Genomic DNA, 14,005 nt, shown 5'->3' on the forward strand with positions numbered 1-14,005 from the left:
GGACCCGGCGGTCGCTGCCGAGGAGGCGCCGATGTCCCACAGGGCACCCGTACAGGACGCGGTGATCTCCGCGTCGGAGGGGCTGGCCACACTGGTCGGTGTCCTCGCCGAGGAGCACACCGTCATCGGGCCCACCCTTCGTGACGGCGCGATCGTCCTCGCGGAGCTGTCCGCGGCGGACGACCTGCCGCACGGCTGCGGTGTGGAGCTGGAGGCAGGACGGTATCGGCTGGTGCGGCGCCCGGACGCGATGATCTTCGCGCACAGTGCCGGGCCACAGTCGTGGAAGGCGTATCTGCACCCGCAGCGCGAGCGGCTGTGGGCGGTGGACCGGGACACCCGGGGCCGGCTCGCCTTCCGTGCGGAGGACGGCGAGCCACCGACGTACGCGTTCCTCGGTGTGCGGCCCTGTGATCTGCGGGCCATCGCGATCCAGGACCGGGTGCTGGGCGGCGGTCCGCACGCGGACACCGCCTACCGGCGCCGCCGGGACCGTACGTTCATCGTCGCCGTGGAGTGCACCGATCCGGGCGCCACGTGCTTCTGTACGTCGATGGGCACGGGCCCGGGCGTCGGGGAGGACGGTCCGCCCGCGTACGACCTGGCCCTGACCGAAGTGCTGGACGGCGACGGGCACCGCTTCCGGGCCCGGGCGGGAAGCCCGGCCGGTGAACGCGTTCTCGCCCGGCTCCCCCGCCGTACCTGCGACCCGGCGACACGCGCCGCCGCCCGTACGGCCGTCACCGCCGCCGCGGAGCACATGGAGCGCGCCATGCCGCCGGTCGACCTGCACACCCTGATGGCCGGCTCGCACGACGCCGCCCGCTGGGACGACGTCGCCGCACGCTGCCTGACCTGCGGCAACTGCACCATGGTGTGCCCGACCTGCTTCTGCACCACCACCGAGGACATCACCGATCTGACCGGCGACCACGCGGAGCGGTGGCAGCGCTGGGACTCCTGCTTCGACCTGGACTTCAGCCACCTGCACGGCGGCCCGGTCCGCGCGTCCGCACGCAGCCGCTACCGGCAGTGGCTCACCCACAAGCTCGGCACCTGGCACGACCAGTTCGGGGAATCGGGCTGCGTCGGCTGCGGGCGCTGCATCGTGTGGTGCCCGGCCGGCATCGACATCACCGAAGAGGCCGCCGCCCTCCACGCGGAGGACCAGGGCTCGCGAGCCACCGACGAGGAGGCACCGTCATGACCACCAGGAGCGGGCTGAAGACCATGATCTGCCGGCTGGACGCCCTCACCGAGGACCAGCGGGTCCGGCTGATGGGACTGGCCCACGAGGTGTCCTTCCCGGCGGGTGCGCGGCTTTTCGAGGAGCGCCGCGCCGCCGACCGGTTCTGGATCGTGCGGACCGGCAGCATCGTGCTGGACCTCCACGTCCCCGGCCGCCGGGCCGCGGTGATCGAAACCCTCGGGCCGGGGGACCTGGTGGGCTGGTCCTGGCTCTTCCCCCCGCGCAACTGGCACCTGGGCGCCGAGGCCCAGAGCCCCGTACGGGCCTGGGAGTTCGACGCCGAAGCCGTACGCCGGCTGTGCCGGGAGGACCCGAAGCTGGGGCACGCGCTGGTGCTGGCGGTCGCCGAGGTCATCGGGCACCGGCTGGAGTGCGCCCGTACCCGGCTGCTGGACCTGTACGGGCCGTACGGGAGCGGGCTGCCACGATGAACGCGGGCGGTGCGCCCCTCCCCTACCTCGTCGTACGGCGATGTCCGGAGACTGCGGACGTGGCCACGTTCAAGCTGCTTCCGGGAGGCCCCGCGCTGAGGCCCTTCCGTCCGGGGCAGTTCGCGATGCTCCACGCGTTCGGTGTGGGCGGGATTCCCGTGTCGGTGTCCGGGCTGCCGCTGGGCGAACCGGCCCTGGTCCACACCGTGCGGGCGGTCGGGGCGGTGTCCCGGGCGCTGTACGAGGTGAAAGTGGGCGACAGCGTAGGAGTCCAGGGCCCCTACGGTGCCGGCTGGGACCTGGAGCAGGCCGTGGGGCGCGACGTGCTGGTGATCGCGGGCGGTATCGGGCTCGCGCCGCTGCGGCCCCTGATTCTGGAAGTGCTCGCGGAGGCCGGGCGTTACGGCCGGCTGACCGTGCTGATCGGGGCCCGTACGCCCAGCGACCTCCTGTACCGGTTGCAGACCCGGGACTGGGGCGCCGCCGCCCGGGTGGCGGTCACGGTGGACCGGCCGGAGGCGGGCTGGCGCGGAGACGTGGGGGTGGTCACCCGGCTGCTGGGGCGTGGCGGGTGGGCGCCCGCCGACACCTGCGCCTTCGTCTGCGGGCCCGAGCCGATGATCCACGCCACCGCGGGTGACCTGGTGCGGGCGGGCGTCCCGCCGCACCGCATCCAGGTGTCGCTGGAGCGCAACATGCGCTGCGGGGAGGGCAATTGCGGACACTGCCAGCTGGGCCCCCTCCTGCTGTGCCGCGACGGACCGGTCACCGGCTGGGACCGCGCCGAACCCCTTCTGGCCGTGAAGGAGCTGTGAGATGAGTGCCCCGCGCCCCGAAGGCGGTCGCCGCCCTGCACTCGCCGTCTTCAAGCTCGCCTCGTGCGACGGCTGCCAGCTGACCCTGCTCGACTGCGAGGACGAACTCCTCAACGTCGCGGAGCGGGTGGAGATCGCGCACTTCCTGGAGGCGTCCAGCGCAGTGCGGCCCGGACCGTACGACCTCGCCCTAGTGGAAGGCTCCGTCACCACGCCCCAGGATGCCCAACGCATACGGGAGATCCGGGCCGCCGCGCGCTTCCTGGTCACCATCGGCGCGTGCGCCACGGCCGGCGGCATCCAGGCGCTGCGCAACTTCGCCGACGTGGAGGAGTTCCGCGCCACCGTCTACGCGCGGCCGGAGTACATCGCCACCCTCGCCACCTCCACCCCCGTCTCGGCCCATGTCCCCGTCGACTTCGAACTGCGCGGCTGCCCCATCGACCGCGGCCAGCTCCTCGAAGTGATCACGGCGTTCCTGGCGGGCCGCAAGCCGGACGTGCCGAACCACAGCGTCTGCTTCGCCTGCAAGCGGCGCGGCACCGTGTGCGTGACCGTCGCCCACGGCACGCCGTGCCTCGGGCCGGTCACCCACGCCGGTTGCGGCGCCATCTGCCCGGCGTACGGACGCGGCTGCTACGGCTGCTTCGGGCCGTCCGGCTCGGTCAACCTGCCCGCGCTGATCCCGCTGCTGCGGCGGGACGGCATGAGCGAGGACGACGTACGGCGCACCCTGCGCACGTACAACGCCGCCTCCTTCGCCGAGGTGGAGGGGGCGCCGTCATGACGCACCGTGGCTCGCGGGTGCTGCACGTCGGCTCGCTCGCGCGCGTCGAGGGGGAAGGAGCGCTGCACCTGACAGTTGACGACGGCACGGTCACGGGCGCCGAGCTGCGCATCTATGAGCCGCCGCGGTTCTTCGAGGCGTTCCTGCGCGGCCGTGCGTACACCGAGCCGCCGGACATCACCGCGCGGGTCTGCGGCATCTGCCCGGTCGCGTACCAGATGAGCGCCTGCAGAGCCGTCGAGGACGCCTGCGGGGTGACGGTCGGCGGGCAGCTGGCGGCGCTGCGGCGGCTGCTGTACTGCGGCGAGTGGATCGAGAGCCAGATCCTGCACATCCATCTGCTGCACGCCCCGGACTTCCTCGGCGTGGACGGCGCGATCGAACTCGCCCGCACCCAACGCGGCCACGTGGAGCGCGGGTTGCGCATCAAGCAGGCGGGCAACGCGATCCTCGAACAGCTCGGCGGCCGCGCCATCCACCCCGTCAACGTCCGGCTCGGCGGTTTCCACCGCATACCGGCCGCTGGGGAACTGAAGCCGCTGGCCGAGCGGCTGCGCCGGGCCCGCGACGACGCGTGGGAGACGGTGCGCTGGGTCGCGGGCTTCGACTTCCCGGAGGCCGGGCTGGACCACACCCTGCTGGCGCTGGCCGAACCGGGGCGTTACGCCATCGATTCCGGCATGCCGACCGTGATGGCCTCCCCCGGCGAGCACGGCATCCCCGCCGCCTCGACCGCTCCTCTACCGCTTCGCCAGTTTCCCGTGTACGCGTTCCCGGCCGAGGTCACCGAGAAGCAAGTGCCTCATTCCACCGCCCTCCAGGCGACGCTGGGCGGTGAGCGCTATCTGACCGGATCGCTCGCCCGTTACGCGATCAGCGGGCGCTGGCTGTCCCCGCTCGCGCAGGAGGCGGCGCGGGAGGGCGGGCTCGGCGACCCGGCGGCCGGAAAGGTGTGCCGCAATCCGTTCCGCAGCATCGTCGTGCGGGCCGTCGAGGCGCTGTACGCGATCGACGAGGCGCTGCGGATCATCGACGCGTACGAGCCGCCGAGCCGTCCGTACGTGGACGTGCCGCCGCGCGCCGGGACCGGTCACGGCGCCACGGAAGCGCCCCGCGGGCTGCTGTACCACCGCTACACGCTGGACGCCGACGGCCTGATCACCGCCGCCACGCTCGTCCCGCCCACCTCCCAGAACCAGGCTGCCATCGAGGACGACCTGCGCCGCCTCGTTCAGTCCCGCCTGGATGCCGGCGTACGGGACACCGAGGCGGAGCTGACCGCCCTGTGCGAGCGCGGCATCCGCAACCACGACCCGTGCATCTCCTGTTCCGCCCACTTCCTGGACCTCACCGTCGAGGCCGTCGACCGTCCCCGAAGGAGCCCGCCATGCCCGTGACCGACCCCGGCAACCCGCAGGAACACGGTCTGCACACCGTGAGCGACGTGATGACCCACACCGTCGTCGCCGTCGGCCGCAACGCGCCGTTCAAGGAGATCGTCCGGATGATGGAGCAGTGGAAGGTCAGCGCCCTTCCCGTGTTGGAAGGCGAAGGCCGGGTCATCGGTGTCGTCTCCGAGGCCGATCTGCTGCCCAAGGAAGAGTTCCGCGACAGCGACCCCTCCCGGTTCGAACAGCGCCGCCGTCTGGAGGACCTGGCCAAGGCCGGGGCCCTGACGGCAGGGGAGCTGATGAGCGCGCCCGCCATCTGCGTCCACGCCGACGCGGCCCTCCCCCAGGCCGCCCGCATCATGGCCGTACGGCACGTCAAGCGCCTGCCGGTCACCGACGCCCAGGGACTGCTGCAAGGCGTGATCAGCCGCAGCGATCTCCTCAAGGTCTTTCTGCGCCCCGACGCGGACATCGCCGAGGAGGTACGCCGGGTGGTGGTCGACCGGGTGTTCCCCGGGCAGGACGTCACCGTCGACGTACAGGACGGCGTGGTGACCCTCGGCGGACCCATTCGCGACAGCTCGTTCGTACCCGTCGCGGCCCGCCTCTGCCGCGCCGTCGAGGGCGTCGTGGACGTGGTCTCCGCCGGGCTGAGGGCTGCCGGGGCGGCCGGACCCTGATGCGCTACCTCGACGAGTACCGCGATCCCGAACTGGCCCGCAGCCTGCTGGACCGGCTCGGGCGGGTCGCGACCCGCCCGTGGCGCATCATGGAGGTCTGCGGCGGGCAGACCCACACCCTCGTACGCCAGGGCATCGACGAACTGCTGCCCGCCGGCATCCGCATGATCCACGGGCCCGGCTGCCCGGTCTGCGTGACCCCGCTGGAGACCCTGGACCGGGCCATGGCCATCGCCGCCCGCCCCGAGGTGACCTTCACCAGCTTCGGGGACATGCTGCGCGTCCCCGGCACCCACACCGACCTGCTGTCCCTACGGGCGCGCGGTGCGGACGTACGGGTCGTCTACTCCCCGATGGACGCCGTACGGACCGCCGTGGCCGAACCGCGGCGCCAGGTGGTCTTCCTGGCCGTCGGCTTCGAGACCACCGCGCCCGCCAACGCCATGGCCGTCCTGCATGCCCGCCGGCTGGGCCTGGCCAACTTCTCCGTCCTGGTCAGCCACGTCCTCGTCCCCCCGGCCATGACCGCCCTGCTGACCGACCCCGACTGCGAAGTACAAGCCTTTCTCGCCGCCGGACATGTGTGCGCCGTGATGGGCTGGACCCCGTACGAACCGATCGCCGCCCACTGGCACGTCCCCATCGTCGTCACCGGCTTCGAACCCCTCGACCTCCTCGAAGGCGTCCTGATGGCGGTCGGGCAACTGGAGGACGGACGCGGCGAGGTCGAGAACCAGTACGCGCGCGCCGTACGCCGTACCGGGAACACCGTCGCCCGGCATACCGTCGGACGGGTCTTCCGTATCACCGACCGCACCTGGCGCGGCATCGGCCCGCTGCCCGAAAGCGGGCTCGAACTCAGCCCGGAGTACGCGGAGTTCGACGCCGCACGCCGCTTCGGCGTCACGGACCTGCGCTCCGCCGAGCACCCCGAGTGCATCGCGGGCGCCATTCTCACCGGCGCCCGGAAACCGACCGACTGCGCCGCCTACGGCACCCGCTGCACGCCGCGCACTCCGCTCGGCGCGCCCATGGTGTCCGCCGAGGGCACCTGCGCCGCCTACTTCGCGGCCGGACGCGCCCGCATCGCCCTCGCAGGGAGCCCACCATGACGCCCCAGTGCACCACGCCGCGACACGAGGACGAGCGGGTGCTGCTCGGCCACGGCGCGGGCGGCCGGCTCACCGCCGAACTCCTCGACGCGCTCCTGCTCCCCGCCATCGGAGCGCCGGCCGGACCGCTGGAGGACGCCGCCACCCTGCCTCCCATAGGCCTGCCGGTCATCAGCACGGACAGCTTCGTCGTCAGCCCGCTGTCCTTCCCCGGCGGCGACATCGGCTCCCTCGCCGTCCACGGCACCGTCAATGACCTCGCCATGCGCGGCGCCCAACCCGTCGCCCTCGCCGTCTCCCTCATCATCGAGGAGGGCCTGCCGCTGGCCGAGCTGAGGTCGGTGGTGGAATCGCTGGGCAAGGCCGCCGCCGAGGCGGAGGTGCCGGTGGTCACCGGGGACACCAAGGTCGTCGGGCGCGGTGCCGCCGACCGGCTGTTCATCACCACCACCGGCATCGGCCGGCGCATCCCCGCTCTCCACCCCTCGGCGGCACGCGCCCAACCCCACGACGCCATCCTGCTCTCCGGCCCCATCGGCCTGCACGGCACCGCCGTGCTCAGCACCCGCGAGGGCCTGGGCTTCGAGGCCGACATCACCTCCGACTCCCGCCCGCTGCACCGCCTCGTCAAGGCTCTGGCCTGCTTCGCCGACGACCTCCACACCCTGCGCGACCCCACCCGCGGCGGCCTCGCCGCGACCCTCAACGAGATCGCCGAGGCATCCGGCACCGGAGCAGAGATCGACGAAAGCGCGCTGCCCGTGCCCGGCCCCGTCGCCGCCGCCTGCGATCTGCTCGGACTCGACCTCTTGCACGTCGCCAACGAGGGCTGCCTGGTCGCCTACGTACCGGAAGCCCGGGCGGACGACGTGCTGCACACCATGCGTCGCGCCCCCGAAGGCGCGTCAGCGGTGCGCATCGGCCGGACGACCGCCGTCCATCCCCGACGTGTGGACCTGCTCACCCGCGTCGGCTCCCGGCGCGTCGTCGACATGCCGCTGGGCGAGCAGCTGCCCCGTATCTGCTGACGGGCCGGACGAGGAGGAAGCATGCGCGTGTTCATCGGTTACGCTGGAGAACACGGATCCACCCGCGGCGTCGCCGAACGCATCGCGGCCACGCTGACCGGGCGGGGCCTTCAGGCGGACATCGCGGATCTGGCCGACGAGTGTGCCGCGGCCCCCGGCCACGACGCCTGCGTGCTCGGCAGTGCCATTCACAACGGCCGCTGGATGCCCGCGGCCGCCGAGTACGTACGCCGCTACACCCCCGAACTCGCCCGCCGGCCCCTGTGGCTGTTCAGCGTCGGCCTGGCCCGCGTCCTCGGCGGCCCCTTCGAACGGTGGTCCCGGAACCCGGACCCGCTGCCCGCCGTACGCGACCTCCTCTCCCCCGTGGACCACCGCCTGCTGGCAGGCGCCTTCGAGCGGGAGCACACCTCCCTTCTCGGGCACCTGGTCTTCCGGGCCATGGGCGGCCACTACGGGGACCACCGGGACTGGCAGGAAATCGACGCATGGGCCGAAGGCATCGCGCACCGACTGCTGTCGGCCCCGTCCGAGAAGGAGCACCATCGGAACCAACCCGCAGCGACGGAGTGATGTTCCGATGACGGCATCCGAACCGGCCGGGCCGGGCCCCATCCGGGTCTTTCTGCTGGACGACCACGAGATGGTGCGCCGGGGCGTGCGCGATCTGCTCGACGGCGAACCGGACATCGAGGTGGTGGGCGAGGCCGCCGACCGGCGCGAAGCCCTGGCCCGGGGGCCCGCCCTGCGACCACATGTCGCGCTATTGGACGTACGGCTCGGTCCGGGCAGTCCGGAAGGCGACCACGAGGGCATCGAGGCGTGCCGCGAACTGCGCGCCCGGATGCCGGAACTGGCCTGTCTGATGCTGACGTCCTTCGATGACGACGAAGCGCTCTTCGACGCCGTCATGGCGGGCGCGTCCGGTTACGTCCTCAAGCAGATCAAGGGCTCCGACCTGGTGTCGGCGGTGCGGACGGTGGCGTCGGGCGCGTCCCTGCTCGACCCGGGCGCGACCGCACGGCTCATGGCCCGCGTACGCGGCGAGACCGACCCCGTACCGCCCGAGCTGGCCCGCCTCTCCCCCCGGGAGCGGGAAATCCTCGAACTCGTCGGCGAGGGCCTGACCAACGGGCAGATCGCCCAGCGGCTGTACCTGGCGGAGAAGACGGTCAAGAACCGCATCTCCTCGATTCTCGCCAAGCTCGGCGTCGGCCGCCGTATCCAGGCCGCGGTGCTGGCCGAAAAGATCCGGCACCGCGATCCGGCAGCCGACGAACCGGGGTGAGCGGCCGAAGAAGAGGACTCTCCGGACCGCCCCAGGTGCGCCCGGTTAGGCATGCGGTACGACGGCCACCGGGCACCGGGCGTGGTGGAGCACGGCGTGGTTGACCGGGCCCAGTTGCAGGCCGCGGGTGTGCCGGTGGCGTTCGGCGCCGACCACCAGGAGGTCCGCGCCGGCCGCGGCGGCGAGGAGGACATCGCGGGGGTTGCCCTCGGCCGGCCGGGGCGTCACGGGCACCTCGGGGTGCTCGCACGCCACGGGAGCGAGAGCGGCTTCGAGGGTGTCCGCGGCGCGTCGGATGTGCTCCTCGCGCCGCTTGTTGTGCGTCCCGCTCTCCTCGGCGAGCCCGCTGCCCGGGCACCGCCAGACGTGTACGGCCTCGATCTCCCCGCGGCGCAGGGCCGCCTCGCCATACGCGAAGGCGACCGTCGCCTCGCTGCCGGCGCCCTCGCCGACACCGACGACGATCCGGCCGCCCCGGCCCGGTGGGGGCCCGGTCCGCCCTTCGCCCCGTACGACGATGACCGGGCAATGCGCCCGCCCTGCCACCGTCAGGCTCACCGTCCCCAGCAGCAGGGACGCCAGTTCGCCGCGGCCCCGGTGCCCCACGACCAGCAGCGCAGCGGCGCGGGACTCCACGGTCAGTGCTACGGCGGGCTCCTCCGGCACCGCCTGAGCCGTCACCTGCGGGCCGCCGGCCCACCGTGCGGCCCGCTCGACCGCGTCGGAGAGCACCCGCTCCTCCGCCTTCTTCTCCTCGGCAGCCCCTTCTCCGTAGCGCTCCCAGAGCGACGCGTGCACGATGCGCAGCGGCAGGCCGCGAAGCCGGGCCTCTTCGGCTGCCCAGTCCAGCGCGTGCATACCGGCGTCGGATCCGTCCACGCCCACCACGACAGGTCGTTCCACCCCGGCCACCGCCTTCCCGGACATCGGCTGCCCGCAGCATGCGCCCGCCCGCTGCCGCCGCGCAGGGGTGGTTCGGGGCATGCCGAGGGCCATTCGGCCCCAAGCGGGCGGGCACGGTGAGGCCGCATTCTGGCGGGGCAGGGCCTGACGTCCCGGGCACCCCGGCGGTGACCGGGAGCCCGGCCCGGCCGCAGGTCCATCGACCGGTCGCCTTTCGGACAGGAGAGTCCCGTGGCACAGGCGCCCCGCATCGCGGTGATCGGCGTCGGCAACACGTTCCGCCGCGACGACGGAATCGGACCGGCCGTCGTGCGACGGCTGCGTGAGCGGGCCGTGGAGCGCCCGCTGCCGCCGTCGGTCGAACTCGCGGACTGTGACGGTGAGAGCGGACGGCTGATGTCCCTGTGGGAAGGCGCGGAGCTGGCCATCGTGATCGACGCCGCCCATGCCCACCCCGGCCGCCCCGGCCGCGTCCACCGCTTCGGCCTCGAAGGCCCGTACGCCAGCCCGGCCGCCACCAGTTCGCACGGCCTGGGCCTGGGGGAAGCCATCGAGCTGTCCAACGTGCTGGGCCGCTTGCCGGACAGACTGCTCGTCCTCGCCGTCGAGGGAGCGGACCGTTCCCTGGGCACCGGACTGACGCCGGCCGTCGCCGCGGTCGTCGACCGTCTCGCCGCGACCGTGGAGGCGGAGATCACCCTGCACCGCGACGCCCGTGCGCGGCGCACCGGCCACCGCGTCGACGGCGAGCCCCGTCCGGCGGACGGGTGAGGGCCGTGGGCAGCAACCGGGAGGCACGGCGCTTCGAGGTGTACGGCACGGTCCAGGGCGTCGGCTTCCGCCCGTTCGTGCAGCGCCTCGCCACCGGGCTGCACCTGGACGGCTGGGTGCGCAACGTCGACGGCCATGTCGTCATCGACACCGCCGGGACTTCGCAGTCGCTGCGCCGGTTCGCCGACGCCCTGCGCGCTCAGGCGCCGCCGCTGTCCGTCATACGCCGGATCCACAGCTCTCGCGGTGTCCCCGAACTCCCTGAGCCGGGCAGCGGGTTCACCGTACGCGCCAGCGTCGCCGGCGACAGGCGGCCGGCGCCGCGCGAGATCCCGGCGGACACGGCGACCTGTGACGCCTGCCTGGCCGAGCTGTTCGCCCCACGGAACCGGCGCTACCGCTACCCGTTCATCAACTGCACCGACTGCGGACCGCGCGCCACCGTGATCACGGGCCTCCCCTACGACCGGCCCCGTACGACGATGCGCTCCTTCCCGCTGTGCCCGGCGTGCGCGGCCGAGTACCGTGACCCGTCCGACCGGCGCTTCCATGCCGAGCCGCTGGCCTGCCCCGCCTGCGGGCCCCGCCTGTCGTGGCACGCGGACGGGCGGGACGCGACCGGTCCGGCCGCTCTCCGGTCCGCCGAGGAACTGATCGCGGACGGCGGTATCGTCGCCGTCAAAGGTCTGGGCGGCTACCAGCTCGTCTGCGACGCGGAACAGGCACCGGCCGTGCTGCGCCTGCGCCGCCGCAAGCACCGGCCGCACAAACCGCTCGCCGTGATGGTCGCCGATCTGGCCGCGGCCCACCGCATCGCCCGGCCCACCCGTACCGAAAGCCGCCTGCTCGTCTCCCCCGCCCGGCCCGTGGTGCTGGTCACGGACGGACCGTCCGGCGGGACGGCCGCCGGGGCCGTCCATCCCGGCACCGGACGCGTCGGGCTCTTCCTGCCCTCGACCGGGCTTCACCACCTTCTCCTGCGCGACCTGGACCGGCCGCTGGTGGTCACCAGCGGCAATCTCGCCGGCGAACCGATCGCGACCGCGGACGCCGACGCCCGCGAACGCCTCGCCGGGATCGCCGACGGCTTCCTGGCCCACAACCGTCCGATCGCCGCCCGCTACGACGACTCCGTGACGCAGGCCGTACGAGGACATGTCCTGACCATCCGGCGGGCCCGCGGATATGCCCCCGCTCCCCTGCGGCTCCCGGTGCCGACCCGTACGCCGGTCGTGGCAGCCGGTGCGCAGAGCAAGCACACCGTGACGGTGGCCGTCGGCGGCAGCGCCGTGACGGGCCCGCACACCGGGGACCTGTCCGACGCCCGCACCATGGAAGCCTTCGAGCGCTGCTACGCGGACCTCGTGGCCCTCACCGGCGTGACTCCGCAGGCCGTGGCACACGACCTGCACCCCGGCTACCTGTCCACCCAGTGGGCGGCTGCGCATTTCGCGCCCGAGCGGCGCGTCGCGGTCCAGCACCACCACGCCCACATCGCCGCCTGCGCCGCCGAGCACCGGCTGCGCGGCCCCTTCCTCGGCATCGCCTACGACGGCCTGGGCTTCGGGGACGACGGCACGCTGTGGGGCGGTGAAATCCTGGTCGCCGACTACACCGGTTATCGGCGCGTCGGCCGCTTCGCCACCGCTCCGCTGCCCGGCGGCGAGGCCGCGGTCCGGCGCCCGGCGCGGATGGCGCTCGGCTACCTCCACGGCCTCGAACCGCTCGGTGTGCCGCCTCCGTCACCCGAACTGGCCCGGCAGTTCACCGAGCGGCTGGACGCACGCGAGGTCACCACGGTCCGCACCATGGTCGTACGTGGCCTCAACTGCCCCCGCGCCTCCAGCGCCGGCCGCCTCTTCGACGCCGCTGCCGCCCTGCTCGGACTCGTCCCCGGTGAGATCTCCTACGAGGGGCAGGCCGCCGTAGCCCTGGAGAACGCCGCCGGCACCGCGCGCCACGCCGCCCTGCCCTGGCGCCTGATCCGCGCCGACGGGCTGTGGGTCTACGACCCGGCACCCACCCTGACCGCCCTCCTCGGCCAACTCGGCGCCGGCACACCCGTACCGCTGCTGGCCGCCGCCTTCCACACCACGATCGCCGAAGTCACGGCCGCACTGGCCGAGCGGGCCGTCGCCGGTGGCGCCCCGCGCACCGTCTGCCTGGCGGGCGGCTGCTTCGTCAACCGCCGTCTGCTGAGCGACGTGCGGCGGCTGCTGCGCGCCCAGGGCATGCGGGTGCTGGCCGGCAGCGCCGTGCCCGTCGGGGACGGCGGCATCAGCTACGGCCAGGCGGTGATCGCCGCCGCCCGCCTGAAAGGGGGCTGACACCACATGTGCCTGGGCATCCCGGGACGCGTCCTGGAGACGTACGAGAGCGCCGGACTGCGCATGGCCCGCGTGGACTTCGGCGGCATCCGCCGCGAAGCGTGCCTGGAGTACACGCCGGAGGCCGGCGTCGGCGACTACGTCGTCGTGCACGTCGGCTTCGCCATCACCACCGTCGACGAGACCGAGGCGGCCCGCACGCTCGCCGTACTGCGGGCGATGTCGGACGCCGTGGCGGGCGAGCTGGGCGAACCGCTGCCCGCCGGGAAATCCACCGAGGAGTCAGGATAATGGTCACCACCTCGCCCCAGCAGGGCCCGTTCGCGCTCTCCCACGGTGCGACGGCCCACCGCTCGGCCCTCATCACCGCCGAGACCCGTCCCTCGCCGCTCATCCGGTACCACGCGCTGATCGTCGGCATCGAGGGGGTGGTCACCGACACCGCGCGCATCCACGCCGGGGCCTGGCAGCGCACCTTCGACACCTTCTTCCGGCGGGCCGAGCACCTCCCGCGGCACATCACCCGGCCCTTCGATCCGGACGGCGACTTCCGCCGGTTCTTCCAGGGACGCGCCCGCGCCGACGGTGTCCAGGCGTTCCTGAGCGCGCGCGGCATCCCGCCGCCGGAGGACGAAGGCGCCTGGGCACCGGCGAGCCGTACCGTGCGGACGCTCGTCGCCCAGGAGGACCGGCTGTTCGACGCGTACATGCAGCGCCACGGTGTGCCCGTCTGGCCGGACAGCCTGCGGCTGGTCGGCGCCATGCGCCGGCACGCGGTGCCGGTCGCCGCGGTGTCCGCCTCCCGCCGCGCGCACGCCCTGCTGGCGGCGGCGGGCGTACAGCACCGCTTCGACGCCGTGGTGGACGGGCGCGACCGGGCCCGTCCGCGCCACTCCGCCGGTCCCGACCCGGCCCTGCTGCGGGAGGCCGTCCGGCGGTTGCGGGCCACGCCCCTGCGCACCGCCGTGGTGGTCGCTGCGCCCGCCTGGGTGACCGCGGCCCGGCGGTGCGGCTTCGGTCTCGTGGTCGGCCTGGACCGGGAGGGCCGGGCGGAGTACGCGGGCGAACTCTACGAGCGGGGCGCCGGTCACGTGGTGGGCGGGCTGGCCGAGCTGATTCCCGCCACCTGACGTACGTCCTCGGCCGAGGGCCAGGGCCGAGTGGCCCGGGCCGGTCCCGTACGGCCCATGGGAAGCCCCGCGCGGGCCACGGAATCTGGAAGC

15 protein-coding genes are annotated in these 14,005 nt (G+C 73.6%); 14 read left to right on the forward strand and 1 reads right to left on the reverse strand.

All coding sequences use genetic code 11. From position 1 onward, the window contains the following. The first annotated feature begins 31 nt into the window (after positions 1-31). The 10 genes from CP984_RS01460 to CP984_RS01505 are packed head-to-tail and all read left to right on the forward strand — an operon-like array spanning position 32 to position 8,781. On the forward strand, positions 32-1,207 hold the full coding sequence (locus tag CP984_RS01460) for a 4Fe-4S dicluster domain-containing protein (RefSeq protein ID WP_030183226.1): 1,176 nt from the start codon (positions 32-34) through the stop codon (positions 1,205-1,207). Beyond that, positions 1,204-1,680: a cyclic nucleotide-binding domain-containing protein gene (locus tag CP984_RS01465; protein ID WP_003980538.1), complete on the forward strand. Its 477-nt coding sequence runs from the start codon at positions 1,204-1,206 to the stop codon at positions 1,678-1,680. Before CP984_RS01460 ends, CP984_RS01465 begins: the two co-directional genes overlap by 4 nt. Next, on the forward strand, positions 1,677-2,495 hold the full coding sequence (locus tag CP984_RS01470) for an FAD/NAD(P)-binding protein (protein WP_030183222.1): 819 nt from the start codon (positions 1,677-1,679) through the stop codon (positions 2,493-2,495). The genes CP984_RS01465 and CP984_RS01470 overlap by 4 nt, the downstream gene beginning before the upstream one ends. 1 nt (position 2,496) lies before the next feature. Continuing rightward, the gene (locus CP984_RS01475) at positions 2,497-3,282 is read left to right on the forward strand and encodes an NADH-quinone oxidoreductase subunit B family protein (protein ID WP_003980536.1); all 786 of its coding nucleotides are present in this window, start codon (positions 2,497-2,499) and stop codon (positions 3,280-3,282) included. Continuing rightward, complete coding sequence (locus tag CP984_RS01480; protein ID WP_003980535.1) at positions 3,279-4,679, forward strand: Ni/Fe hydrogenase subunit alpha; 1,401 nt, start codon at positions 3,279-3,281, stop codon at positions 4,677-4,679. Before CP984_RS01475 ends, CP984_RS01480 begins: the two co-directional genes overlap by 4 nt. Next, on the forward strand, positions 4,670-5,353 hold the full coding sequence (locus CP984_RS01485) for a CBS domain-containing protein (protein WP_003980534.1): 684 nt from the start codon (positions 4,670-4,672) through the stop codon (positions 5,351-5,353). Before CP984_RS01480 ends, CP984_RS01485 begins: the two co-directional genes overlap by 10 nt. Beyond that, on the forward strand, positions 5,353-6,465 hold the full coding sequence (hypD, locus tag CP984_RS01490) for a hydrogenase formation protein HypD (protein ID WP_003980533.1): 1,113 nt from the start codon (positions 5,353-5,355) through the stop codon (positions 6,463-6,465). Before CP984_RS01485 ends, hypD begins: the two co-directional genes overlap by 1 nt. Next, positions 6,462-7,493, forward strand: a complete 1,032-nt coding sequence (hypE, locus tag CP984_RS01495) for a hydrogenase expression/formation protein HypE (protein WP_003980532.1) — start codon at positions 6,462-6,464, stop codon at positions 7,491-7,493. The genes hypD and hypE overlap by 4 nt, the downstream gene beginning before the upstream one ends. 21 nt (positions 7,494-7,514) lie before the next feature. Then, complete coding sequence (locus CP984_RS01500) at positions 7,515-8,066, forward strand: flavodoxin domain-containing protein (protein ID WP_003980531.1); 552 nt, start codon at positions 7,515-7,517, stop codon at positions 8,064-8,066. Between the two features lie 7 nt (positions 8,067-8,073). Continuing rightward, positions 8,074-8,781, forward strand: coding sequence for a response regulator (locus CP984_RS01505; RefSeq protein ID WP_003980530.1), 708 nt, complete (start codon positions 8,074-8,076; stop codon positions 8,779-8,781). Positions 8,782-8,826: 45 nt separating this feature from the next. Here CP984_RS01505 and CP984_RS01510 read toward each other — a convergent pair whose 3' ends face one another. Next, a complete protein-coding gene (locus CP984_RS01510; protein WP_030183216.1) occupies positions 8,827-9,708 on the reverse strand; it encodes a universal stress protein in 882 nt (293 codons plus the stop codon). 207 nt (positions 9,709-9,915) lie between these two features. On the opposite strand from CP984_RS01510, the gene CP984_RS01515 reads away from it, so the two are divergent. From CP984_RS01515 to CP984_RS01530, 4 genes are read left to right on the forward strand one after another with little or no spacing between them, the layout of a single operon-like run. Beyond that, complete coding sequence (locus CP984_RS01515) at positions 9,916-10,455, forward strand: hydrogenase maturation protease (protein WP_003980528.1); 540 nt, start codon at positions 9,916-9,918, stop codon at positions 10,453-10,455. Between the two features lie 5 nt (positions 10,456-10,460). Continuing rightward, the gene (gene hypF / locus CP984_RS01520) at positions 10,461-12,782 is read left to right on the forward strand and encodes a carbamoyltransferase HypF (protein ID WP_003980527.1); all 2,322 of its coding nucleotides are present in this window, start codon (positions 10,461-10,463) and stop codon (positions 12,780-12,782) included. 6 nt (positions 12,783-12,788) lie between these two features. Continuing rightward, entirely contained in the window at positions 12,789-13,073 is a 285-nt protein-coding gene (locus CP984_RS01525) for a HypC/HybG/HupF family hydrogenase formation chaperone (RefSeq protein WP_003980526.1), read from the forward strand. Then, positions 13,073-13,912, forward strand: coding sequence for an HAD family hydrolase (locus CP984_RS01530; RefSeq protein WP_003980525.1), 840 nt, complete (start codon positions 13,073-13,075; stop codon positions 13,910-13,912). Before CP984_RS01525 ends, CP984_RS01530 begins: the two co-directional genes overlap by 1 nt. Positions 13,913-14,005: the final 93 nt, after the last annotated feature.

This window comes from Streptomyces rimosus (genome assembly GCF_008704655.1).
GTDB classification, from domain to species: domain Bacteria; phylum Actinomycetota; class Actinomycetes; order Streptomycetales; family Streptomycetaceae; genus Streptomyces; species Streptomyces rimosus.